Annotated in this window: 17 protein-coding genes; 7 read left to right on the top strand and 10 right to left on the bottom strand. The window is 67.8% G+C overall.

Annotated elements, in window-relative coordinates; genetic code table 11:
• Positions 1 to 19: 19 nt before the first annotated feature.
• From ACFULV_RS28550 to eccCa, 3 genes are read right to left on the bottom strand one after another with little or no spacing between them, the layout of a single operon-like run.
• Entirely contained in the window at positions 20 to 580 is a 561-nt protein-coding gene (locus tag ACFULV_RS28550) for a hypothetical protein (protein ID WP_378661982.1), read from the bottom strand.
• Positions 577 to 2007 (bottom strand): type VII secretion-associated protein, encoded by a 1431-nt coding sequence (locus tag ACFULV_RS28545; RefSeq protein WP_378661979.1) that lies wholly within the window; start codon positions 2005 to 2007, stop codon positions 577 to 579. Before ACFULV_RS28545 ends, ACFULV_RS28550 begins: the two co-directional genes overlap by 4 nt.
• The gene (gene eccCa, locus ACFULV_RS28540; protein ID WP_378632377.1) at positions 2004 to 6041 is read right to left on the bottom strand and encodes a type VII secretion protein EccCa; all 4038 of its coding nucleotides are present in this window, start codon (positions 6039 to 6041) and stop codon (positions 2004 to 2006) included. The genes ACFULV_RS28545 and eccCa overlap by 4 nt, the downstream gene beginning before the upstream one ends.
• A gap of 186 nt (positions 6042 to 6227) precedes the next feature.
• On the opposite strand from eccCa, the gene eccD reads away from it, so the two are divergent.
• The 3 genes from eccD to ACFULV_RS28525 all read left to right on the top strand — a co-directional run bounded on the left by eccD (position 6228) and on the right by ACFULV_RS28525 (position 9939).
• Positions 6228 to 7694 (top strand): type VII secretion integral membrane protein EccD, encoded by a 1467-nt coding sequence (gene eccD / locus ACFULV_RS28535; RefSeq protein ID WP_378632375.1) that lies wholly within the window; start codon positions 6228 to 6230, stop codon positions 7692 to 7694.
• Positions 7691 to 9109: a type VII secretion-associated serine protease mycosin gene (gene mycP / locus ACFULV_RS28530; protein ID WP_378661977.1), complete on the top strand. Its 1419-nt coding sequence runs from the start codon at positions 7691 to 7693 to the stop codon at positions 9107 to 9109. The genes eccD and mycP overlap by 4 nt, the downstream gene beginning before the upstream one ends.
• A gap of 62 nt (positions 9110 to 9171) precedes the next feature.
• A complete protein-coding gene (locus tag ACFULV_RS28525; RefSeq protein ID WP_378661974.1) occupies positions 9172 to 9939 on the top strand; it encodes a potassium channel family protein in 768 nt (255 codons plus the stop codon).
• Here the strand turns inward: ACFULV_RS28525 and eccB are convergent.
• On the bottom strand, positions 9936 to 11414 hold the full coding sequence (gene eccB / locus ACFULV_RS28520) for a type VII secretion protein EccB (protein WP_378661971.1): 1479 nt from the start codon (positions 11412 to 11414) through the stop codon (positions 9936 to 9938). The genes ACFULV_RS28525 and eccB overlap by 4 nt on opposite strands.
• A 113-nt stretch (positions 11415 to 11527) precedes the next feature.
• Between eccB and eccE the strand changes: the two genes are divergently transcribed.
• On the top strand, positions 11528 to 13171 hold the full coding sequence (gene eccE, locus ACFULV_RS28515; protein ID WP_378661969.1) for a type VII secretion protein EccE: 1644 nt from the start codon (positions 11528 to 11530) through the stop codon (positions 13169 to 13171).
• A 48-nt stretch (positions 13172 to 13219) separates the two neighbouring features.
• On the opposite strand, the gene ACFULV_RS28510 is transcribed toward eccE, so the two are convergent.
• On the bottom strand, positions 13220 to 13780 hold the full coding sequence (locus tag ACFULV_RS28510; RefSeq protein WP_378661967.1) for an NADPH-dependent FMN reductase: 561 nt from the start codon (positions 13778 to 13780) through the stop codon (positions 13220 to 13222).
• An 83-nt stretch (positions 13781 to 13863) separates the two neighbouring features.
• Here ACFULV_RS28510 and ACFULV_RS28505 point away from each other — a divergent pair, with 83 nt between their 5' ends.
• Entirely contained in the window at positions 13864 to 14868 is a 1005-nt protein-coding gene (locus ACFULV_RS28505) for a GAF domain-containing protein (RefSeq protein ID WP_378661964.1), read from the top strand.
• On the opposite strand, the gene ACFULV_RS28500 is transcribed toward ACFULV_RS28505, so the two are convergent.
• Positions 14869 to 15675 (bottom strand): S-methyl-5'-thioadenosine phosphorylase, encoded by an 807-nt coding sequence (locus ACFULV_RS28500; RefSeq protein ID WP_378661961.1) that lies wholly within the window; start codon positions 15673 to 15675, stop codon positions 14869 to 14871.
• Between the two features lie 134 nt (positions 15676 to 15809).
• On the opposite strand from ACFULV_RS28500, the gene ACFULV_RS28495 reads away from it, so the two are divergent.
• Entirely contained in the window at positions 15810 to 16136 is a 327-nt protein-coding gene (locus tag ACFULV_RS28495) for a metal-sensitive transcriptional regulator (protein WP_378661959.1), read from the top strand.
• 407 nt (positions 16137 to 16543) lie between these two features.
• On the opposite strand, the gene ACFULV_RS28490 is transcribed toward ACFULV_RS28495, so the two are convergent.
• Positions 16544 to 17509 carry a helix-turn-helix domain-containing protein gene (locus ACFULV_RS28490; protein WP_378661956.1) on the bottom strand — a complete coding sequence of 322 codons (966 nt, stop codon included), beginning with the start codon at positions 17507 to 17509 and terminating at the stop codon, positions 16544 to 16546.
• 280 nt (positions 17510 to 17789) lie between these two features.
• Here ACFULV_RS28490 and ACFULV_RS28485 point away from each other — a divergent pair, with 280 nt between their 5' ends.
• Positions 17790 to 19166 carry an ATP-binding protein gene (locus ACFULV_RS28485; protein WP_378661954.1) on the top strand — a complete coding sequence of 459 codons (1377 nt, stop codon included), beginning with the start codon at positions 17790 to 17792 and terminating at the stop codon, positions 19164 to 19166.
• Between the two features lie 38 nt (positions 19167 to 19204).
• On the opposite strand, the gene ACFULV_RS28480 is transcribed toward ACFULV_RS28485, so the two are convergent.
• The 3 genes from ACFULV_RS28480 to ACFULV_RS28470 all read right to left on the bottom strand — a co-directional run bounded on the left by ACFULV_RS28480 (position 19205) and on the right by ACFULV_RS28470 (position 22494).
• The gene (locus tag ACFULV_RS28480) at positions 19205 to 20152 is read right to left on the bottom strand and encodes a nitrilase-related carbon-nitrogen hydrolase (RefSeq protein WP_378661951.1); all 948 of its coding nucleotides are present in this window, start codon (positions 20150 to 20152) and stop codon (positions 19205 to 19207) included.
• Between the two features lie 167 nt (positions 20153 to 20319).
• On the bottom strand, positions 20320 to 21270 hold the full coding sequence (locus tag ACFULV_RS28475; RefSeq protein WP_378661948.1) for a helix-turn-helix domain-containing protein: 951 nt from the start codon (positions 21268 to 21270) through the stop codon (positions 20320 to 20322).
• A 246-nt stretch (positions 21271 to 21516) separates the two neighbouring features.
• Entirely contained in the window at positions 21517 to 22494 is a 978-nt protein-coding gene (locus ACFULV_RS28470) for a helix-turn-helix domain-containing protein (RefSeq protein ID WP_378661945.1), read from the bottom strand.
• Positions 22495 to 22589: the final 95 nt, after the last annotated feature.

The following is a 22589-nucleotide window of genomic DNA, read 5'->3' as shown; positions in this document are numbered from 1 at the left end:
CCCGAATCGAGGCAATCCGCTACCGCCCGCTGATCCGCACACCGCTCAGAATCGTGTCCAGGTCCGAGCGGTAGCGGGGCACGTTGGCGATGGGGGTTCGGGTGGTTATTTGGATGGGGTAGAACTTGTCGCCCACCGGGTAGGCGAACTCCAGGTAGTCGTTGTGGGAGTTGGCGGTGGTTCCGGTGGTGAGGTGGGCGGAGGTACCGCAGATCCGTACTTCTTCGGAACGTGTTCGGTGCCAGTCGGATTCGTGGGGACGCAGGATCCGCAGGGTGTTACTCGCGGCGTCGGCGGTATTCGCTGGGCTGAAGGTGGTGACGGTGACCATGGCCATGCCGAAGGGTGGGTCGGCGCCTTCGATGGTTTCGATACGGTGGAGGACGAGACCGCCGCCTTCGACCGGCTGGGCCGACCAGCCCGGGAGTTGCGGGGCATGGATGGTGAAGCCGGCGGGGTTGGCTGTGGTGGCTGACGATAGGTCGGCAGGGCACGAAGGCGCGCTGGATGTCGACAGCTCGGCCGGGGTGCATGCCAGAGTGCAGGACGCCAGGAGTACGGCGAAGAGGATGCGGCTCATGCCCCGACGTGGACGCCTCCGACGACCTGCTCGCAGGCGGAAATCACACCGGCCCAACCATTTTCGGCGTACTGGCAGCCGATGCTGACCTGGACTCCGCGTTCGACGAGGACCTGCCAGCGAACCGTTGACCCGTCGGCGGGACGTTCTTCGTAGGAGAGTCCGGGGCGGCCGGCGAAGACTACGTCTCGGCGCACGGGAGTGACGGTGCCCGCGGGCTTTTTGGCGATTTGGGCGCTGAGGTCGGCGGCGACCTCGTCGTAGCCGGCACCGGGGGTGACCGGTTTCTGGGTGATGGTGATGCGGTGGCGGGCCGCGTCGTCGGGGACGAGGTCGGCGCGGGAGTCGGTGTCCGTGGTGCGGTGCCAGCCAACAGGGATCTCGACGACGACTCGGCCGACCGTCTCGGTGGTGGGTTTCGGCTTCGGCTTCGCCGACGTGGGTTGGGGCACTTCGCTCGTCACCACGGGGGCCGAGGTGGTCGCGACGGCGGCCGTGGCCTGTTGGTCACCGGATCCGAACAGGAAGAAGCCACCGATCGCCGCCGCGGCGACAACAGCGGCGAGAGCCGCCGCGCCGATGTAGAGCGGGCGGCGATCGACCGGGTTGGTCGCCGCGGCACGTTCGCGCAGCGGCTGCATCCACTCGGCCGCGGGCGGGATGTTCGGCGTGTAGGTGGGGGTCTTCTGAGTCGGGCGCGCCAGATCTGTTCCGGTCAGCGGGCTGACGGGAACGCCCGCACCGCACGCGCTTTCGACTGCGGCGGTGACCGCGGCCAGTACCGCCGGATCGGTAGCGCCGAACACCTGGACGACGTCGGCGGGGCGATCGGCGAGCAGGCGGCCGAGAAGTGCCGTGAGCCGGCCGAAGCCTTCCTCGTCGGCGAGTTCGGAGGCAGCCAGGTTCGGTTCGACCTCGACCGCCTCGACGTGGGTGCCGTACGTGTCGTAGGTGACCGACGACGCCGAGGTCGACAGCATGCCGAATTCGATGATCGCGGTGCGGCGGCTACGACTGGCGGTGACATCGACGGCCGAGGCCCGCAGGGCACAGGCCTCGAACGCCACCTCGTGGGTGAATTGCTGTGCGGCGGTACCGAACAGATCGAGTTCGGGTTGCCCCCACGAGGTGGGATGCACGACGACGATCCGCTCACACAGCGGCGTCACCCGCAGGGTGTCCATGATCGCCGCGAGCAGCGCGGACAGGGCTTGGCTCACCGTCGGCATCCGAGGTGGCAACGCGAGCACACCACCGGCCAGGTACTGCACTACCGACACCGCCTGGGTGGGCGGGGTCAGCGGCTCACCGACGACGAGATCGGAACCGTTGCTGCCCAACACGACCGACGGCGCGACATCCCAATGGGTGGTGGCGCCACGCGCCCATACTTTGGCTTCGCTGACAACGAGCTCGACGACGGTCATTCCGGTTGCGGCATCCAGGCGGTCTGGACCAGGCCCTCGGTATTACGCGTGACGAAGGTGCCACGCCCGGCGGGCTTGGGGCCGGGACGGGTGGTACCGACCATGACGCCTTCGTCTTTGCTGCAGCTCATCACCAGTGCGGCCGAACCGAGGTCCTTCATCCGCGCCAGCGTCGCCTCGTACATGGCGCGGCTGGCTCCGCCGGAGCGGCGAGCGATGATCAGGTGGAAGCCGAGGTCGCGGGCGTGCGGCAGATGCTCGACGAGCGCCGAGACCGGGTTGCCCGACGAGGTGGCCACCAGGTCGTAGTCGTCGACGAGCACATACAGCTCGGGACCGGTCCACCACGAACGCTCACGCAACTGCTGTGGCGTCACCTCGGGACCGGGGGTCCGCTTGGCGACATACGCCGCGAGGTCGGCCATGTTCTGGGTGAATTGCGGTGCGGTGGAACCATATCCGGCCTGGTAACCCTCGGGGATGATGCCCAGCATCGAGCGGCGGTAGTCGCCGACGATGAACCGTGCCTCGTTGGGGGTGTTCGACGCGGCGATGCCCTCGATGATCGAGCGCAACAGCGTGGTCTTACCGGACTCGGAGTCGCCGATGATGATGAAGTGCGGGCTTTCCGCGAAATCGATGTAGACCGGAGCGAGCTCGGCCTCGTTGATACCGATCGGGATGCGCAGGCACTTGGTCGCCGGATCGACGCGCGAGGGCCAGTTGCCCGCCAGGTACAGCAGCTGTTCGCGGGGCAGCTGATCGGGCAGCATGCGGACCTGCGGTGCGGGGCGGCCCGGCGTCATCCGGGCGATCGTCTCGACCGCGGACGACACCGCTTGGCCCAGATTGGACGGATCGGCGGAGCCGTCGATCCGCGGTAGCGCGGTGAGCATGTGCAGGCACTCGGCGGTCATACCGCGGCCGGGGCGACCCTGCGGAACCAGCGACGCGAACTTGCGGCCGAGGTCGGAGTCCATCGGATCGCCGAGGCGCAGCTCGATGCGGGTGCCGATCTGGTCCTTGAGCGCGGGGCGGGCTTCCGCCCAGCGGGCGAGTGCGATCACCACGTGCACGCCATACGAAAGACCCTGCACCGCAAGGTTCATGATGACCTGCTCGAGCGCGTCGAAGTCCTGGCGGATCGAGCCGTAGCCATCGATCACCAGGAACACGTCACCGAACGGATCCTCGTGCGCGCCCTGGGCGGCCGGGCTCGACGCCGGGTCCATCGAACGCAGGCGACGGAATTCGACCATCGACTCGATGCCGAGCTGACGGAACTTCGCCTCACGTGTGCGAACGATCGTGGTCATCTCGGCGACGGTGCGCCGGACCTGGTCCTCGTCGAGGCGGCTTGCCACCGAACCGACGTGCGGCAGACCCTGCAGGCTGGTCAGCGTGCCACCACCGAAATCGAGGCAGTAGAACTGCACCTGCTCGGCGGTGTGGGTCAACGCCATCGCCATGATCATCGAACGCAGGGCGGTCGACTTGCCCGACTGCGGACCGCCGACGATCGCGACATTGCCTCGCGAACCGGACAGGTCGACCACGAACGGGTCGCGGCGCTGGTCGTAGGGGCGGTCGACGATGCCCATGGGGGCACGCAAGGTGGCGATCGCGGCGAATTCGCCGGTGAGGATCGAGCGCGGCACGAGCTGATCCATCGTCGGCGCTTCGTCGAGCGGCGGCAGCCAGATCTCGTGGGCAGGTCGGCCGTGGCCCGAGATGCGCGAGACCAGCATGTTCAGGTTCGACATCTGCTCGTTGTCGTCGCCGACCGGTTCCGGCTCGAACTCGGCCTCCACCGGCAGCGGAACCCGATCGGCGGCGCGGAAGCCGACGTGGGTCGCGGCGAAAGGCCGGGCGTTGACGTCGATCTCGCCGCCGACGATGCCGGCACTGGTGACCTCGCGGGCCGAACCACCACCGACGTAGGGACCCGACACGTACGAAGCCTGGAAGCGCTGGATCTCACCCGAATCGGACTTCAGGTAACCGCCACCGGGGGTGCTCGGCAGGTTGTAGGCGTCGGGGACGCCGAGGACCTGACGGGACTCGTTGGCGGAGAAGGTCTTCAGGCCGATGCGGTAGGACAGATGCGATTCCAGGCCCTTGAGCTTGCCCTCTTCCAGACGCTGCGAGGCGAGCAGGAGGTGGACCTGCAGCGAGCGACCGAGGCGGCCGATCATCACGAAAAGTTCCGCGAAATCGGGGTGCTGGGTGAGCAGTTCGGAGAACTCGTCGAGCACGACGAACAGCGCGGGCAGCGGGTCGAGGTCGGCGCCCGCCGCGCGGGCCTTCTCGTATTCGGAGACGTTGGCGAAGTTGCCCGCCTGCCGCAGGACTTCCTGGCGACGGTTCATCTCGCCCGCCAGCGCGTCTTTCATACGGTCGACGAGGTCGGCTTCGTCCTCGAGGTTGGTGATGACCGCGGCGACGTGCGGAACGCCGTCGAGGCCGAGGAACGTCGCACCACCCTTGAAGTCGACGAGGACCAGGTTGAGCTGGTCGGGCGAGTGGGTGGCGAGCAGGCTGAGCACCAGGGTGCGCAGGAACTCCGACTTACCGGAACCGGTCGCGCCGATGCACAGGCCGTGCGGGCCCATGCCGTTCTCGGCGGCTTCCTTGATGTCGAGCTCCACCGGTGCGCCGTCGGCGCCGATGCCGAACGGCACGCGCAGACGCTCGCGGCCGTAGCGGGGACGCCAGGCGCTGGCCGGGTTGAAGTTGCCGATATCGCCCAGGTTCATCAGCTGCGACCAGGTGGAGATCGTCTCGGTCTCATCGGTCTCGACATCGCTGCTGCGCTGGGTGGCCGCACGGTAGGGCGCGAGCCTGCGGGCGAGCTGCTGGGCCTGCTCGGCGCTGACCCGGTCGATGGTGGCGAAGCGTTCCTGGTTGCCGGTGGCACCGCGGCCCAGGCACTCGCCGTCTTCGACGACCATCTTGATGCCACGGGAAACAGCAAGGCGCGGTGCGTAATTGCACAGGTCGATGATGGTGACGCCCTCGTACCCGGACTCACGCAGCTGGTCGTCCTCGGCCTCGAGCAGGCCACCGTCGACGACGATCACCACGTGCACCATGTTCGGGTTGTTCGGCTGGTTACGCGAGTAGCGGACCCGGTTGCCGAGCAGCGGATGCAGGCCGCTCATCGCCTCGCGGATGGAGCCGTAGAACATGCGCTGGGTGCCGATGCCGTCCTGGGAATCGGGGTGCTGAGTATGCGGGAGCCACTTGGTCCACTCCCACTCACGGGCGGTGTCCGGGCCACAGACCACCGCGACGAGCACCTGGTCGGGCGCCTGGAACATGCACAGCTGCAACAACATCGCACGCGTCATGTCGCGCGCCTGGGCGCGGTCGCCGTCGAGGGCGACGGTGCCGAAGCCCTTCACCGCGATGGCGGTGGGCAGATCGGGAACCGTGGAATGCGCGCGCACGAAACGACGCAGCGACACCGCGGCGATGGGCTCCAGCTCTTCGACGGGGCCGGTTTCGGGGGCTACCAGCCTGGTCGCCAGGCGCTGGCCGCCGAGGCCGATGCGCGCGTGGCAGAAATCCTTGTCGCCGGAACGGCGCTCCCACATCCGGCTGGTGCCCGCGAGCATCCAGATCAGGCCGGGCTCGGGGTGGCTCCACTCGACGGCGGCGCGCTGCTGCTTGGCGGTCTCGTCGACGTCTTTACGGACCTGATCGAGGTAGCGCAGATAATCCTTGCGGTCCTCGTTGGCTTCCGCGGCCTTGGCTCCCTTGCCACCGCCCTGCCCGAACATGGTGACCATCGACATGATCATCATCATCGGGAACATCATCGACATCGGGTTGGACAGCATGCCGCTGCCCTGGGTGAACATCAGCGCCATCATGCCGACCATGCCGACGACCATGACGACGGGCATCAGCTTCGCGAGCAGGTTGCCCGGGGTGATCCGCGGGATCTCCGGCGGCGGCTGCAGCGTGACCTCGCCACCCGGTGTACGCGGCATCTCGCGCCGGGCACGGCGCTGGAACCTGACGGTGCTCATGGTCGAAGACTCCCCCTGCTTGACTACTCGCTCATCTGTCGTCGCGACGGGCTCAGTGTAGAGGTCGCGGCCGACATGTCGTATGGTTCGTCAGGCATTCTGCTGTCCGAACGGTGGGTTCCGCAAACTGTCGACCGTGTGAGCGGTCGAGCGGAAACACGAGGTAGAGACGGAACTGGGGGAGTTTTGACGCACGCGCGACTCGATCATGTGGAAGAGGACTCCGCACGCGGCATCGTTCGCGCGCCGGACCTTGCCCGAGTAACCATCCTGGCTAAGCACACGCAGGTGGACATGGCTATTCCGGTCGACGTGCCGGTCGCCCTCGTCATCCCCAGCGTGGTCGACATGGTCGCGCAGCACAGCCGCTCGAATGATTTCGACAACGACGGCGAACGCTACGAACCCGCCGAGTGGGTGCTCGCCCGCATCGGCCACCCCCCGTTCTCGAACTCGCTCAGCCTCGGCGAACAAGGCGTACGCGACGGCGAACTACTCATGCTGGAGAGCGCCTCGCACGCGGCGCCGACGCCCCTGTTCGACGACATCATGTACAACGTCGCGGTCGCCGACGCCGAGCACTACCGCAGCTGGACCCCGAAGACCGCCCGCGTCACCGGTTCGGTGCTCGCCGCGCTCACCATGCTGGTCGGCTGCTTCGGCCTGCTGGCCGCGCCGGATGCGTTGCCGTTCTGGGTTTCCGGGTCGCTCGCACTGTTCGTCGCGATCCTCTGCGTGGTGGCGGGCACGGTGCTGAGCCGCATGTACCGCGACGCCTCGGCCGCGCTCGTGCTGGCCGGCTGCGCGCTGCCGACCGCGTTCACCGGCGGCATGCTGCTGGTGCCCGATCACTACGGCGCGGCGCATCTGCTGCTCGGATTCGCGCTGCTCGGTTCCATCGCGGTGCTCGCCTGGCGGGTCACCGGCATCGGCCTCGCGCTGTTCATCGGCGCGGCGACCGTTTCGGTGTTCGGCGTGCCCGCGGCCCTGGTGGGGCTGCTCACCGATCAGCCGGTCAAGGCGATCGGCGCGGCCGTCGCCGCGCTCGGTCTGGCCGGACTCTCACTCGCGCCGCGTGTTTCGATGCTGCTGGCCAAACTGCCGTTGCCGCCGGTCCCCTCCCCCGGCACCCCGATCGATCCGACCGAGGACGATCCGGACGACCACCGCGCCCTGCCGACCCTCGACGCCCTGCGGGCGCGGTCGGAGCGGGCCCGTAACTACCTCGCCGGCCTGGTCAGCGCGACCACGCTGGTCACCGTCGCCGGCGCGCTGCTGGCGACCGACGCAGGCTCCGAAGATCCCTACTGGCCCGGTATCTCGCTCGCGCTGGTGTGCGCGGTGGTACTGATGTTCCGCAGCCGCACCTACGCGGGCGCCGAACAGGCCATCGTGCTGATCGCGGGTGGCTCGTCGATCGTGCTGATCATGCTGGTGGGCGTCGCGCTCGAAATGCGCCAGCCGCTGGTCGTTTTCGGTGCCGCGCTGGTGATTCTGATCTCGGCGCTGGTGATGGGCCTGATCGTGCCGAACCAGTCCGCGACGCCGCCGATGCGCCGGGCCGTCGAACTGCTCGAGTACGCGTTCGTCGCCGCGGTGCTGCCGCTGGTGTTCTGGGTCGCCGATCTCTACTCGCTGGTTCGCGGGCTGTGAGGCTCGGCTTTCGACTGACGGCCGTTGCTCTGGTCGTCGGTCTGAACGCCGGATTCGGTCTCTACGGCACAGCGCACGCGGACCGGCCGCCGGCCATCGACCCCGGAATGCTGCCCGCGGGAGATCCCGCCGCGCCGCCGGACAAGACCGAACGCGGCAGCGGTACCAACGGACTGTGCTTCCGCACCCAGGCGAGTACGGCGACGGCGGTGATTCCTCCCAGCCAGCGCTCCCTCGATCTGGAGCGGGCGTGGGAATTCTCGCGTGGCGCAGGACAACTCGTCGCGGTGATCGACACCGGCGTGGAGCCCCACCCCCGCCTGCCCGATCTGTGGGCAGGCGGTGACTACGTGGCCGCGGGCGGCAACGGGACCGAGGACTGCGACGTGCACGGCACGGTCGTCGCCGGCATCATCGGCGCGACCAAGATCGACAACCAGGGCTTCTCCGGTGTCGCGCCCGAGGCCCGCATCCTCAGCATTCGCCAGACCAGCTCCCTCTACCAGTCCGAGGGCGCGGGCCGGAACAAAGGGCCCGACGATTTTCCCGAGGGCTACGGCAAGGTCTCCTCACTCGCGAGCGCGATCCGGCGGGCAGCCGACTTCGGCGCCCGCGTCATCAACATCTCGCTCGTCGCCTGCAACAGCGTTTCCCCGGCCAACGAAGCGGCGTTCGGCGCGCTCGGCGCAGCTGTGCGGTACGCGGCGCTGGAGAAGGACGTGGTGATCGTCAGCTCGGCGGGTAACTCCGACAACGCCTGCAAGTCGGGCAATCCCGGGCCCGACCCGCTCAAGCCCGCACAAGATCTGTGGAGCACGATCCGCACCTATGTGAATCCCGCCTGGTACGACGAGTATGTGCTCTCGGTCGGCTCCATCAGCGCCAACGGCGCACCGTCGTCGTTCACCGTGCCCGGTCCGTGGGTCGGCATTGCCGCACCGGGAGAAGGCATTACGTCCCTCGATGCCAGGACCACCGGCATCTCCGACGGCAAGTACGACAACCAGGGCAAGTACATGGCCTACAGCGGAACAAGTTTCGCTTCGCCGTATGTCGCCGGCGTCGCCGCACTGGTGCGCGACAGGTTCCCGGACCTGACCGCCAAGCAGGTCATCCAGCGGTTGCAGGCCACGGCCCACGCACCGGCAGAGGGCTGGAATCCGTACATCGGTTACGGCGCAGTGGATCCCGTCGCGGCGCTCACCAACGAAGTGCCGAGGGAACTTCCGCCGAAGCAGGCCAGCCCGGCGCGCAGCCTGCAGCTCGCGGTGCCCGCACCGCCGCCGCCCGCGGACAACACCGCGCGCAACGTGGCCCTGATCGGTTCCGGCGCCATCGGCCTCATCCTGGTCCTCGGCGTACTGGCGTCGTTCCCGATCCGGCGCAAATTCGGGATGTCGGCCGACGATCTCTGACCTGCTCGACCAAAGAGCAGGGTACGGTCGGCGGGCCAGAGCCCGTCGACCCAGGTAGCCGCATGAATTCGTCAACAACCGACCGTCCACCCACCCGCAGGCAGCGGTGGGAGCGCGCGACCAATCTGCCGTTGATGGCGCTCGCGGTGGTGTTCGTCATCATGTACGCGTGGCGGGTGCTCGACACCGATGTGTCACCGCGGCTCGACACCAGCCTCGTGCTGGCCGATATCGCGATCTGGGCAGTGTTCTTCGTCGATTTCGTGGTCAGATTGCGGCTCTCGGGCGACCGGTTGCGCTTCGTCCGCAAGCACCCACTAGACCTGCTGGTCGTGCTCGTGCCGCCGTTTCGCCCGCTGCGTCTGCTCCGTGCTTCGCTGCTGCTGCTCGACGCCCTCAACCGCGCGACGCACCCGCGCACCCGCCTGGTGACCTTCGTGGCCACCAGTTCCCTGCTGATCCTGTTGCTGTCGAGTCTGGCCTTCTTCGACGCCGAATACGGCGCACCCGACTCCAAGATCGAGACTTTCGGCGACGCACTGTGGTGGTCGGCGGTCTCGGTGACCACGGTCGGCTACGGCGACGTCTACCCGGTGACCACCGAGGGCCGACTGGTCTCGCTGGTGCTGATGACGTTGGGCATCGGCCTGATCTCCTTCGCCATCGGCACCATGACCAGCTGGGTCGTCGAACAGCTCAAGACCGTCGACGATGCCGCCGACCGTGCCGAGAGCATGCTCCGCGAACTGGTCGACGAGGTCAGAGCCTTACGGACCGAGGTCGCCGAACTTCGCTCCGATTCCGCGAAGTCGGCAGCCCTACCCGACTAATTCACCGTGGCGACAGGCTTTTTGGCCGGCGAGGGATCGGGCGCGACACCGTCGTGCGCGACCATCGCCTCTTCCCGGCCCATCGTCGGCCCACCCGCGAGCAGTCCGATGATCGGCCACGGCGCCGGCTCGGCCTTGACTTCCTCCAGGCCGAGCGCCTTGACCGCGTCGGCGTTCTTGATGCCGAAGCGGACGCCGGTATCGGCGATGTAGAACAGGCTGTCCTTGCGGCGGCTGTTCGGTTCGATGCCGGTGGACTGCACGTAGGCGCCGGACGCCGGCGGAATGAAGACGGTGTCCGCGTTCGGGCCCGCGCCGTCGGCCTGCGCGAGGTCGACCATCTTCGCCTTGTCCGGGATCGGCAGATCGATGCCGGTCAGCAAGGTCAGCTCGGCGCGTGCGGTGGCGTCGGCGTTGTCGGTGGCGCCCGCGATCGGCTTCCACGACATGCAGCTGACCGGCTGGTCCTTGGCGGTGATCAGCGTCGGCCGCTCGCGCGGGTAGTCCTGCACCTTCAACGTCTGGACGATGGTCGCGTAGGTGCGGTCGGTCGACTGAATAGTCGTGCCGTTCATCATGGTCGGATAGAAGTTGCGGATGATCTGGGCGGTCAGCGCCGAAATCTCCTGCAGCCCGTTCTGGAGCACCACATAGTTCTGGTTGGGCTCGTTGAACACCTGGACCACGTCACCGATCTTGTGGCCGCTCACGTTGTAAGTCGGTGTGCCACCGGGGTTGTCGATGACCGGCGTGATCAGCGGCAGCACTTCGGGAATCGCGTTGAGCAGGCCCTCGCCGATCGGGCGCGGAGTCACGCCGGTGATGCCGAGTGCGTGGGTGACGGCCGGATCGTCCATCTTCACGCGCGCACGCTTGCCGTCGTAGACCAGGTAGACGGCGTCCTTGCCCTTCACGAGCATGGCTTTGCCCGCATCCACCTTCGATGCCTTGGCGCCGAGATTCGGGTCACCGGCCAGCACCGACGTGGTCAGATCCGCTGTGCCGTCGGACTTGAGCTGATCGCACACCGTCCAGGTGCGGCCCTTGCCGCCCTTGTCGTAGAGGATCGACGATGGGGCGCCCGGAATGCCGATGAGCTGACCGCGGGGCTTCTTCCCGAGCTCGGACTCCTTGACGATCGCGGCCTTCGACGCCTCACCGGCCGCCAGCCGGGCCGAGGCCAGGTTCAGCGCGGGATGCACCACATTGTCGACGACCACGTAGACGCCGCCGGATTCCTTCGCGATCAGGATCTTGCTGTCGCCGATCTTGTCCTGCGGGCGCAGCAGCGCGAGCACACCACACCCTGCGAGGACCACGATGCCGAGCACCAGCCCGACCACGTAGGCACGGGTCTGCGCGCGCATCGGGTCGTGCAGCATGCGCACATCCCGGCGCACCAGGGCGTGCTCCATTCGCCGCACCAGGAAGCGGTATCCGCTGACCTGCCAGCGCGTTGTGGGTTTTGAAGGCATGGTTCCTCCCCCGAACAGTGCTCTCGTCCGGGCAACACAGTACAGTTCCCGGCAGCAGTTGTTCGCATTCGGCCATCGGCCGATCGACAAATGGGTACCTGGGGGAGGAACGAATGGCTGAGTTCACCGGGGCGGGACCGCGCCCGCTGTTCGGTCGGATTTCGCTGCCGCACCTACTCATTGCGCAGGTCCTCGGCCTGATCGCGGGGGTTGTCGCGCTGATCTGCCGCATCGATGCGCTGACGTCGCTCGCCATCGCCGTCGTGGTGGCGCTGCTGCCGCTGATCCCGATCGGCAAGCGCACGATCCTCGACTGGATCTCGACCATCCGCCGGTATTCCGCCAAGCGCGACTACACACTCGGCGACACCGTCGACTTCCGTGACACCGACGGGCGCTCGCTCGGCCTGTACTGGGACGGCAGTCGCGTGGTCACCGTCGTCGAGGTGCTGCCGCCGCGCGGCGGGCTGACCCGAATCGCTCGCACCGCCGTGCACGCCTCGCACCTGTTGCCGCTGCCCGAACTGGCCGCCTGCCTCCACCAGCACGACATCCTGCTCAGCGGGATCGACATCATCAGCCACGGCCACCGCAGCCGGTCCGGCACACCCGCGGGCGCGATCTACGAATCGCTGCTCGGCCCGCTGCCCGCGACCGCCCACCGCACCGTGTGGCTCGCCATCAGCTTCGACGCGGTGGCCTGCCCGGACGCGACGGCTCGTCGTGGCGGCGGCACCGACGGCGCTTCCCGCTCGGTCACCATCGCCACCCAGCGAATCATGCGCACGCTCGAAGACGCCGACTGCAATGCGCGCATCCTCACCGCACCGGAGATCCGCAAGGCCGTTCAGCAGATCACCGCGGGTCTCGATCCGCGCACGCTGAGTCAGCGATGGAAGTACGCCGAGATCGGCAACGCGGTGAACATCGGCAGTGCGGTGGATCCCAAGCAGCTGGGTTCGGATCTGCTCGCGCAGCTGTGGGTCGCGCCGTCGCGGGGGACGACGGTCGCGGTGCGGTTGCGTCCCGGTAGCGACGCCGAATCCGTGAGTGTCGGCGCCGCATGGCGATTGACCGCGCGCGAGCTGCCCGAGAAGACCAAGTCCAAGGGCATGGTGTCGATGAGCGGTCGTCATCGCGACGCGCTGCTGGCGCACCTGCCGATCGCGGTGCCCGGTGTCGACGACACGATCCCGACCATCGAGTACCCGATCGACGTCATCGGCGCACTGCATCTTCCGTCGTCGGGTTGCGGGCAGCTGCTGGGCTCCGACGACGAGGGCAACGGCGTCGCCACCAGGATCGTCGGCGCCGGTATCTCCACCGTGTACGTCGCCGGTGAGCTGTACCTGGCCCAGCAGTTGGTGTTCCGCGCGCTGGCTGTCGGCGAGCGGGTGCTGGTGCGCACCGACCGGGCGCAGGCCTGGGAGCAGTTGGTGACCACCGTCGGCAATCCGGAGCGGCTGACCATCGCCGTCGAAACACACCAGTCCGACGCGGGTTTCACCGCGACGGTGGTGGACGGTGTGCTCGCGCCCGCCCCGCACGCCGGTGTTACCACGATCTACCTCACCGGTGATCCGAACGGCTGGCCCGCTTCTCGCCCCGACCTGGAGATCTTCCAGCCCGGAGCGATCGGCAACCGCGTGGTGCTGCGCACGGGAACGACCAGGGTGAACCTCACGCTGGTATCGATTCCGCGCGAGTCGACCTACATCGGCCAGCCGCGTGGTCAGCGCGCGATGGCGTCGGCCTGATCGGTTCGCCGTAGCTCGCGTCACCACGCGGGCGACGCCACGGCCGACTCAGCCCGGATACGGTTCCACGGTCCGGGCTGCCCGCAAAGTCGTTCCCCACCAGGACAATTGGTTCAGCATGCGGTCGCATGCGTCGATCGCGGCGGCGTCGTCGGTCATGCCGGCCTTGTCGAAGCGGCGTTTGGCCTGGGCGAAACTCACCGATTCGCGCACCGACACCATGTGCAGTTCCGCGACCACCTGACGCAACTGCTCGACCGCGCGCAACCCACCCGACAACCCGCCGTAGGAGACGAACCCGATCGGCTTGGCCCGCCACTCGTGCTTGGCGCTGTCGAGCGCGGTCTTCAGCGAAGCCGGATACCCGTGGTTGTACTCGGAGGTGACGGCGACGAACGCGTCCGCACCGGCCAGCCTGGCCCGGAACGCCTCGACCTCCGGCGTTTCGGTGAGGTCCACCGGCAACGCCAGATCGCGCAGATCGAGCACCCCCACCTCGAATTCCGGCCGCTCCCCCAGCGCGGTGACCAGCCAGCCGGCGACCACGGGCGCGAATCGCTCGGGCCGGGTGCTGGCGACGATGATCTCCAACCGCAGCGGTGCATTCATGCCGCCGAGCTTATCGACCCCGAAATGCCCCGGTACCGGAGCCGCCGGTCGGCTCGTGCACCATAGGGCTGTCGGTTTCGTTCATGGGGCGCAGGGGGTCGCACGGGGTGATTATCGGACGTTGGCAGTTGGTGGAGACGTTGGGGACGTCGCGGGATTGGTCGATGTTGACCGCGGGTACCACGCCGCGCGAATGGGCGTCGTATCAGCGGGCTGTTCCGGCCCGGTTGCAGCCGTTGATCGCGGCCGCGCACGAGACCGGGACGCCGGTGGAGCAGATGTTGCCGAAGTCGCGCAACCCCTGGTCGGAGTTACGATTTCGGGCCGTGCCGGTGTTGTGGCCGGACTCGTCCGTGCATGCGGTGAAGGTGTGGGTGGGGCCGGAGGTCCCGGCCGACGAGCTTCGCGTGGCCCCGTTCCAGGTCGACGCATACGCCCGCGTGGTCCGCACTCATCCCGCCGGGCTCGGACCCCACTTCGGTTCGGCCCCGGTCGAATACAGCGGTGCCGAGCCGTTCGAGCGGATCGAGCGTTTCGATCGAGCGCTGGAATTCGTTGCCGCGCTGTACCGTTCGCAACCTCGGAGCAGGTGGTCGGGCGTCGCCACCGTGCATTCGGCGATCGGCCCGCGCTCGCTGCTGGTGGCCGCGCGCAACGGCGACGCCGAGCAGCGGTTCACGTGGCGCGGGGTGTCCGTCGATGTCACCGACAGTGTTGCCCCGCAGAACAAGTCGTTCGAGGCCGCGACGCTCGAATTGCTGCGCGAGTCCCAGCCGGGCCTCTACCTGGTCATCGTCGACACCGCCCAGGTGCGCGCGGTGCGCTGGGTCACCGAGCCGGTGCCGGGGCTGACATGGCGCGGGGTCGACGAGCGAACCGTCCCGCATCCCGAGGACCGGCCCAGAATCGCCGCCCTGCGGGCCGAGGTGCTGGCCGGTGCCACGCGCGCCGGGTTGAGCGGGTTGCGGCTGGCCGCCGAGGCGGGTGGCTGGCTCACCGTCGACGTCGAGGTGTCACCGCTGCCCGGCGGCGGCGCGGCGCCTGCTTTCCTGCTCGCTCAGTTGCAGGTCACCGCGCAGCCGGGGTGATCAGGGCAGTTCGAAGGGCAGCGACACCCCGGCGTGTACGCGGCAGCGCTCGCAGGTGTCGGTGTCGTCGACCGCGGTGACCGCACGTCGCATGAGCTCTTTGAAGGGTCCGAGGTTCTTCTTGAATTCGGCGAACACATCGACTGCGTGCACACCGTCGCCCTCTTCCAGGCCGGCATCCAAGTCGGTGACGAGAGCGACTGCCGCGTAGCACATTTCGAGTTCGCGAGCGAGAACAGCCTCGGGGTGGCCGGTCATGTTGACCAGGTCCCAGCCCTGCCCGGCGAACCAGCGGCTCTCGGCGCGGGTCGAGAAGCGCGGGCCCTGAACGACGACCATCGTGCCGGAATCCTCGACCCGAAGGTCACCGGCGGACTTCACCGCGGCGGCGCGCAGATCATCGCAGTAGGGATCGGCGAAGGAGACGTGCACACCGCCGCCGTCGAAGTAGGTCTGCGGGCGACCCGAGGTCCGATCGACGAGCTGGTCCGGCACCGCCACGGTGCCGGGACCCCAGTCGGCGCGCAGGCTGCCGACCGCGCACGGCGCGAACACCCGGCGCACCCCGAGCGAACGCAGCGCCCACATGTTCGCCTGGTAGGGCAGGGTGTGCGGCGCGAACTCGTGCTGCTTGCCGTGCCGGGGCAGGAAGGCGACGGCGCGGCCCTCGACCTCCCCGATCGCGACCGGCGCACTCGGCGCGCCATACGGTGTGTCGACCTCGACGTGCACCGCGTCGTGGTCGAAGAAGTCATAGAAACCGCTGCCGCCGATGACGGCGAGTGCGGGCCGGGGAAGCGAACTCATAGCGCCGATTCTTCCGCCCGGGCCGTCCGCGCGCAGCACCGGGGACCTGTCACCTGACATTTCGACCGCGAAACTGTACCCTAGGGGGGTATTAGTTCGCCACGCGAGCTACCAGGCAGGCGAGGAGACCTACGGTGACAACACCCACCCCCGACACCGCGACCGGCGGCGAGCACGCAGGCCACGGCTACATCACCGCCAAGGACGACTACCTCAAGCGACTGCGCCGCATCGAGGGTCAGTCGCGCGGCCTCCAGCGGATGGTCGAAGAGGAAAAGTACTGCATCGACATCCTCACCCAGGTCTCCGCCATGACCAAGGCACTACAGGCCGTCGCGATGGGGCTGCTCGAGGATCACATCTCACACTGCGTCGTCGACGCGGCGATCGCCGGTGGACCCGAGGCCGAAGCCAAGATCAAAGAGGCCACCGACGCGATCGCCCGGTTGGTCAGATCCTGACCGGCTCACGAAATCGCCAGTAAGCCCGACCGTCACCCTGTCCGCAGACAATCCTGTCCGCCGGTCCGCGGCTTCGTCGCCTCGCCGACTACGAGATCGGTCGAACAGCAGCCCTGACTTACACGGTCAATCCGGAGAACGCGGCGACGTGGACCTGCTCCCGCCACAGGTCCACGCGCCGGCCCGGGCAAACATGGTCGACTCCCCCCAGGACGCCGACCCAGCCCAGTTCGGTGTGGTAAACCGCCGACGGCGCTACACCGCCGGCGAAGACTTCACGTTCCAGTGGCGTCGGCGATCGTGATCGCTCCTCGTACGCACTGGTCCGACGAGATCCAGTGTGCTGCGAGAACGATCGTGCTGGCAGTCCTCCCGCGCCAAGCCTCTGACAATCAGTGCCACGTTGATCAGCCGATGTGCGACTGCCGATATTCGCCGGGCGTCATCCCAGTTTCCTGGTGGAACACCCGATAGAAGTGCCGTTCGGAGGCGAATCCCGAGGCGTAAGCGACCGCTGCGGGTGGGTGGCTTCTCGTACGGGCCAGCAGCTTGCGCGCATGCATGATCCGCAATCTGCGCAGGGTGGTGCTGAGGCTGTCGCCGGTGCCGTCGAAGATTCGAAACAGCGTGCGGCGCGAGATGTGACAGGCCGCGGCCACCTCGTCGACGGTCAATTCCGGGTCGGTGCACCGCTTTCGGAGGTAGACCATGACGTGTTCGCGACTGAGCGCGTCAGCAGGGGCATCGACAGGTTCGCTCCCCGCGGCGAGCAGCACCGCCGAGCCGAGGAGGTCGAGCGCACTTCTGGCCAGGATGTCGGCCTGTGCGGGCGATTGCGCGCGGACCCGGGCGAGCTCACGAAAATAGGTGGCCACCACGCCCGCCGGGCTGTCCGGAGCAATCGCGGTGGCGGTCGGTATGCGGACCTCGGCGAGACCCGGCTGCAGGCGGAGCAGTCGCGTCGGCACTCGCACGAGCACCTGCTCGTAGGACACGCTGTCGTGCCAGAGCGAGGGCCGTGCGGTGTCGAGAAACGTCATCTCGCCCGGCTTCAGCAGCACCGAGCGGCCGTCTTGGGTGAGCCGGGCACGACCGGCGACCTGAATGCTGACCAGCAGGTATTCCTCGTCGGCACACGCCACATGCGTCTTGGTGCGCCGGAATTCCTGATTCCAGCCCGCGAGCGCGGTCAGCGAGAAGTCGGCGACTCCGGGCAAGGGGCTGCTGGTGAGCCTGCCGAACGTGGGCGCGTCCAATGTGGGATCGAGCGCGAGTGGGAAATACGTCTTCGTCATCAACGCTTCCCACTGCTCGAACTCCGCACTGCGCGGTGTCGGCGCCGAGAACTCCAGCGTCGTCGTTTCGTTCGCCACAGGCGACCTCCGGAAACGAGAATCGGGTGCTGCCGTCATTGCGGCATCGCCCAGAAGAATACCCCCGCTCCGCGCCTCGAATGCAATTGCAAATGTACTTACATTCGGTCTTTGACCAGGTAAAACCTCACTGCGCAAGCATCTTTCAGCACACTCCGGTACGAGGGCCGCAGACAGCACCCGACACACGTGCGCGCGGTACCGGAAGACGTGACCGGGCCGTGTTTACTGGTGGTTGCCAGCAGGATGCTCGTCGACGCGCCACCGGGAGGACACGTCCATGTCTGCCGAACCCGCTGTCCTGTCCGTGCGCTCCGAGGACGGCCGCTCGTTCGTCGTCGAGAACGCCGCGGCCAGCTCCTTCCCCGCCGGATCCCTGATCGTGGTCAGTTGCGCGGGGCGCAGGCAGCTCGGGCTGGTCGAGGAGCGCACGGCGACCGTGCCCGTCGGGTTACGCGGCAGGTTGATCGGCGAACTCACCGATGACGGGATCGACACCAGAGCCAGTCACGCCTTCGACGGCGGGGAGATCGGCCCCGCCGATCGCGACACCGTCGCCGCACTCCACCACACCACCGGCGCCGAACTCGAGGTGGGCGTGAGTCTGTCGGCGCCCGGCGGCCCCGCCCGACTGCTCCCCGCCCGCTTCAACCGGCACACGTTCTGGTGTGGCCAGAGCGGTTCCGGCAAGACCTACGCGCTCGGCGTCGTCCTCGAGCAGCTGATCGCGCACACCGCGCTGCCGATCGTCATCTTCGACCCGAATTCCGATTTCGTCCGCATCGGCGAGGTGATCCCCGGCGCCACCGGCCCCACCGCGCAGGCCCTGCGCGAGCGCGATATCCGCGTCCTGCGACCGAAATCGGAGCCACCCGGTCGCCTGCGGGCGAAGTTCATCGACATGCCCTTGACCTCGAAGGCCGCTGTGCTGCAGCTGGATCCGGTGGCCGACAGGGAGGAGTTCAACGAACTGATCCATCTGTCGTCGGCGATGTCCGGCGAAGTCCACGATGTCCTGGACAACCTGCGTGCCGTCGAGAACACGGCTCGCCGCCGACTCGCGATGCGCGTGGAGAATCTGGGACTGCTCGACTGGGAGGTCTGGGCGGGAACCGACCAGGCGGTCACCGAGATCGTCGCCGATCGCCCCGATGTGACGGTCCTGGATCTCGGCGGATTCTCCACGCCCGCACAGCAACTCGTCGTCGCCTTGTCGCTGCTCGACGATCTGTGGGCCAAACGCGAGGAACGCCGCCCGGTTCTACTGGTGATCGACGAAGCGCACAACCTCGCCTCGCCCCGGCTCGAATCGCCGGTGGCCGTCGCGGTGCGCGAGCGGTTGATCCAGATCGCCGCCGAGGGGCGCAAATTCGGTCTGTGGTTGCTGCTGTCGACACAGCGCCCGTCAAAGGTGCACCCCGGCATCATCTCTCAGTGCGACAACCTCGCCTTGATGAAGATGACCTCCCCATCCGACCTGGAGGAACTCGGCACCTACTTCGGCTACGCGCCGAGCGGCCTGCTCGCCCAGGCGCCCTGGTTCCGACAGGGTGAGGCGTTGCTGGCGGGCGGATTCGTCCCGACGCCCGCCCTGGCCAAGGTGAACGCCCGGCTGACCCGTGAAGCGGGCGCCGATGTCTCGGTGCCGCTGCGATGACGTCCGGCTTCGTCGCACTGTGGTTCGCGGCCGTCGCCTCAGGCCCCCGCGAGGCCGACGCGCACCGGCTCACGCCGCACGATCCGACCGCTCGGCCCCCGGACCGGCAAGCGCTCACCGCGGGGCGCGGCCGCGGCGGCCGGGCGCACGGTGCGGCCGAGATCTAGATCGGCGTAGAGCAGTCCCTCTTCGCCTTCCGCCAGCGGTGCGGCGAGTTCGAGTCCACCGGGACCGAAGATTCGCGAGAGGCCGCCACCACCACGCAGCAGGCGCCGCTCCGGCATCCGCGCGTCGACGACCTCCCAGCCTGCCACCGGCACGACCGCGACGGGCGCGATGACATGGGTCGATCCGTCCATCGCGTAGCGAACACTGGCAGCGGTATTGAGGTCGGGCCCCCATTCCTTGCCCTCCCCGTAGTACACGGTGAAGCCCGACCAGGCGGCGACGTGGAGCTGCTCGCGCTGATCGTGCATCTGTCCACGCAGGTCGGCGCGGAGATGATCGGCGCCGCCGAGGACGCCGATCCGGCCGTGCACGGTGTCACGAACCAGCGGTCCCCCACCGGGCGAGGCATTGAAGACAGTGCGCTCGAGCCCGGTCGGTTCCGCCTTGCGAGCGACGGCGATGGTGCCGTCGGCATCGATCAACGCCTGGGACATGAAGACCTCGTGTCCGGCCCGCTCGGCGAAGCCGATCGAGACGTGCACGCCCGTGCGCCGGGCGGCGTACGCGATGGCACGCAGTTCGGGACCGTCGACGGTCAGCGCGTTGGCCAGATACCTGGCCAGGAATTCCTCACCCCAATCGACCGAATTGAGCCACATCCACCACGGGAATCCGGGCAGGAATGTCTCCGGAAAAGCAATCACCTGCGCGCCGCCGCGTTCCGCCGACGCGATGTATTCGATTGTCTGTTCGACTCCGGCAGACAGATTCAACCACTTCGGCTCGGCTTGCACCGCTGCCACGCGTACCCGACTCATCGTGCCCCCTTATCGCTCAACCAGTGAAGAGTGTTCAATTCACTCTCTCGCAGAATGGCGCCACACAAACTGTCATCCCGTGCCAGCCGACTGACCGTTTGTGCCAATCCGCCGATTGCGACGAGTTTCGCCGAAGGGCTACCGAATATCGCGTGGGAACGGCGGTATCAGATAGACAGCGCGCTCGACGCAAGCATGCGGAATTCGCCGGGAGTCATCCCCGTCTCCAGCCGGAAGGCCCGGAAGAAGTGTCGTTCGGAGGCGAAGCCGGACGCGAGCGCGACCGTCGCCGTCGCGCGGCCGGGGTCGCGAGTGAGCAGGGTGCGCGCGCATTCCACCCGCATGCGCCGCAGCACGGCGCTGAGTCCGTCTTCCACATCACCGAAGAGCCGGTACAGCGTTCGACGCGATACCAGACAGGCACGGGCGATGTCGTCGACGGTCAGGCTCGGGTCGGCGCACCGGGTCCGCATGAAGGACAGCACCTGCTCACGGGACAGCGCCTGCGCCGGCTGACCCGACGGGATTTCGCCCGAGGCCAGCCGGACCGCGGAGGCGAGCAGTTTGACACCGTTGTCGGCCAGGACAGTCGCATGGCCGGGAGCGCTCTGCTGGATGCGGGCCAGATCGCGAAAGAAGCCTGCGACCACCCCACCCGCGCTGTCGGCGGCGACCGTCACCGCGGTCGGCAACGGGGATCCGCCCGGGCCGAGCTGTTGGCGCAGGACCTCGAGTGGCGTCTGCACCACGACTTGCGCCCACGGACCCTCCAGGTCCCAGTGGTACGGGCGCGAGGTGTCGTAGAAGACCATGTCGCCGGGGCGGACCGAGGCCACTCGATCGTCCTGGTGCAGTAGGCCGGAGCCTTCGGTCAGGATGGAGACCAGGAGGAATTCACCGTCGGTCTTGGCGATCCCGCGAGGCGTGCGGCGGATGCGCTGGCCGCTCGCGCGGACCGTCGACAGATCGAAGCCGGGGTGACTGCTGCGCTCGATGCGGCCGTGGAAGGTGCCGTCTCCGCTCGGATCCGCCATCAGCGGGACGTAACTCTCCGACAGCAGCGACTCCCATTCGGCAAACGATTCACGTGCTCCGGCGCGGGTCTGCGCGATCTCCATGCCAACCACCTCGCTCCCTATCCGAGTCGAACAGCAAACAGTTGGCGTCGCACAATCGTCGGGCTCGCCCGTGGCCGAGCCTGCCAGATCAACCGTCCAATTTCCATCAACTGTTTCCGAATGGGATGGTTTGTCGACATCGGAAATGCGTCTAGCACCGCCGATTCCAGCGGATAACCGTCATGAGTCTTTCAATATGAAACATCCATGTGATGCACATCACCTAACCCGTCTTGACGGCAATCGTCAGCCGATATCGGCGCCGGAACGAGCTACTACTCGGTATTCACCCGGCGTCATGCCCGTCGCCGCTTGGAACGCACGATAGAACTGTCGCTCGGTGGCGAATCCCGACGCGGTCGCTACCGCCGCGATCGAACGGAAGTCGCTCGCCACGAGCAACACCCGCGCCCGCTCCAACCGCATTCCGCGCAGGACCGCCCCGAGCCCGCCCTCGAACTCCGCGACCACCCGATAGAGCGTGCGCCGCGACACCCGGCAGCCGTCCGCGATCCGCTCGATCGTCAGTTCGGGGTCGGTGAAATGGGCGCGCAGATAGTCCAGCACCTGCTGCCCGTTCACCGCCGCGATCTGCGCCCGCCCGGGCCGCTCGCCCGCCGCGATGGTGGCCGCCGCACCGAGGAGGTCGATGCCGCTGCCTGCGAGCACAGCCGCCGCCGCCGGATCGGTGCTGTGCAGCTGGGCGACCTGGCGGAAGAATCTGGCCAGCATGAACCCGACGCCCCCTTCCCCGATCACCATCCCGGCAGGCAGCACATCGGCACGGATACCCAGGTAGTCGACGACCTGCTGCCGGGGCACCCGGACCGTGAGATCCTCGATCAGACCCTCCGAGCGCCACCGAATCGGCTGCGAGGTGTCGTAGAAGATCATCGCGCCCGGTGCCAGCTCGACGCGGTTGCCCGCGTGCTCCACCTGGGCGTGGCCGGCGAGCACCACGCTCCCGATGACGTGGAAATCGTCGGCCCTGGCGATATGCCTACGCGTACGGCGCAATTCGTGCCCCTCGGCGACCACCGTGCCCACGGAGATGTCCCCGAAGTCGGCCGACCTGATCCGCCCCTCGAACGGGCGCGACACGGTGGGCGCGATCGACACCTCGGTGATAGCGCCGGCGACCAGCTGTTCCCAGTGCGCGAAAGCGTCCGGCACCGCGATCTGCGCGGTCGAGCAGATCTCGGGAAAACCTTCGAACGACGTCATCGCCCGACGTCGCTATTCCACCGCGACAGGGCGCATGCTCGCCCCGAATTCAGCTGGCGCCATTCGTGTCTCCGCCATGATCGCTGCCACTCGTC

This window comes from Nocardia sp. NPDC057272, from assembly GCF_042668615.1.
Classification (GTDB): domain Bacteria; phylum Actinomycetota; class Actinomycetes; order Mycobacteriales; family Mycobacteriaceae; genus Nocardia.
Note: the sequence above shows the minus strand (reverse complement) of the source record. Positions and strands in the feature narration are given on the sequence as shown.

Bases quoted from the DNA above. Each gene is read 5' to 3' on its own strand.
- eccE (WP_378661969.1), top strand. From the start codon at position 11,528: ATGGCTGAGTTCACCGGGGCGGGACCGCGCCCGCTGTTCGGTCGGATT.
- ACFULV_RS28510 (WP_378661967.1), bottom strand. From the start codon at position 13,780: ATGAATGCACCGCTGCGGTTGGAGATCATCGTCGCCAGCACCCGGCCC.
- ACFULV_RS28505 (WP_378661964.1), top strand. From the start codon at position 13,864: ATGGGGCGCAGGGGGTCGCACGGGGTGATTATCGGACGTTGGCAGTTG.
- ACFULV_RS28475 (WP_378661948.1), bottom strand. From the start codon at position 21,270: ATGGAGATCGCGCAGACCCGCGCCGGAGCACGTGAATCGTTTGCCGAA.
- ACFULV_RS28545 (WP_378661979.1), bottom strand. From the start codon at position 2,007: ATGACCGTCGTCGAGCTCGTTGTCAGCGAAGCCAAAGTATGGGCGCGT.
- ACFULV_RS28470 (WP_378661945.1), bottom strand. From the start codon at position 22,494: ATGACGTCGTTCGAAGGTTTTCCCGAGATCTGCTCGACCGCGCAGATC.
- ACFULV_RS28480 (WP_378661951.1), bottom strand. From the start codon at position 20,152: ATGAGTCGGGTACGCGTGGCAGCGGTGCAAGCCGAGCCGAAGTGGTTG.
- ACFULV_RS28500 (WP_378661961.1), bottom strand. From the start codon at position 15,675: ATGAGTTCGCTTCCCCGGCCCGCACTCGCCGTCATCGGCGGCAGCGGT.
- ACFULV_RS28485 (WP_378661954.1), top strand. From the start codon at position 17,790: ATGTCTGCCGAACCCGCTGTCCTGTCCGTGCGCTCCGAGGACGGCCGC.
- ACFULV_RS28525 (WP_378661974.1), top strand. From the start codon at position 9,172: ATGAATTCGTCAACAACCGACCGTCCACCCACCCGCAGGCAGCGGTGG.
- eccCa (WP_378632377.1), bottom strand. From the start codon at position 6,041: ATGAGCACCGTCAGGTTCCAGCGCCGTGCCCGGCGCGAGATGCCGCGT.
- eccB (WP_378661971.1), bottom strand. From the start codon at position 11,414: ATGCCTTCAAAACCCACAACGCGCTGGCAGGTCAGCGGATACCGCTTC.
- ACFULV_RS28550 (WP_378661982.1), bottom strand. From the start codon at position 580: ATGAGCCGCATCCTCTTCGCCGTACTCCTGGCGTCCTGCACTCTGGCA.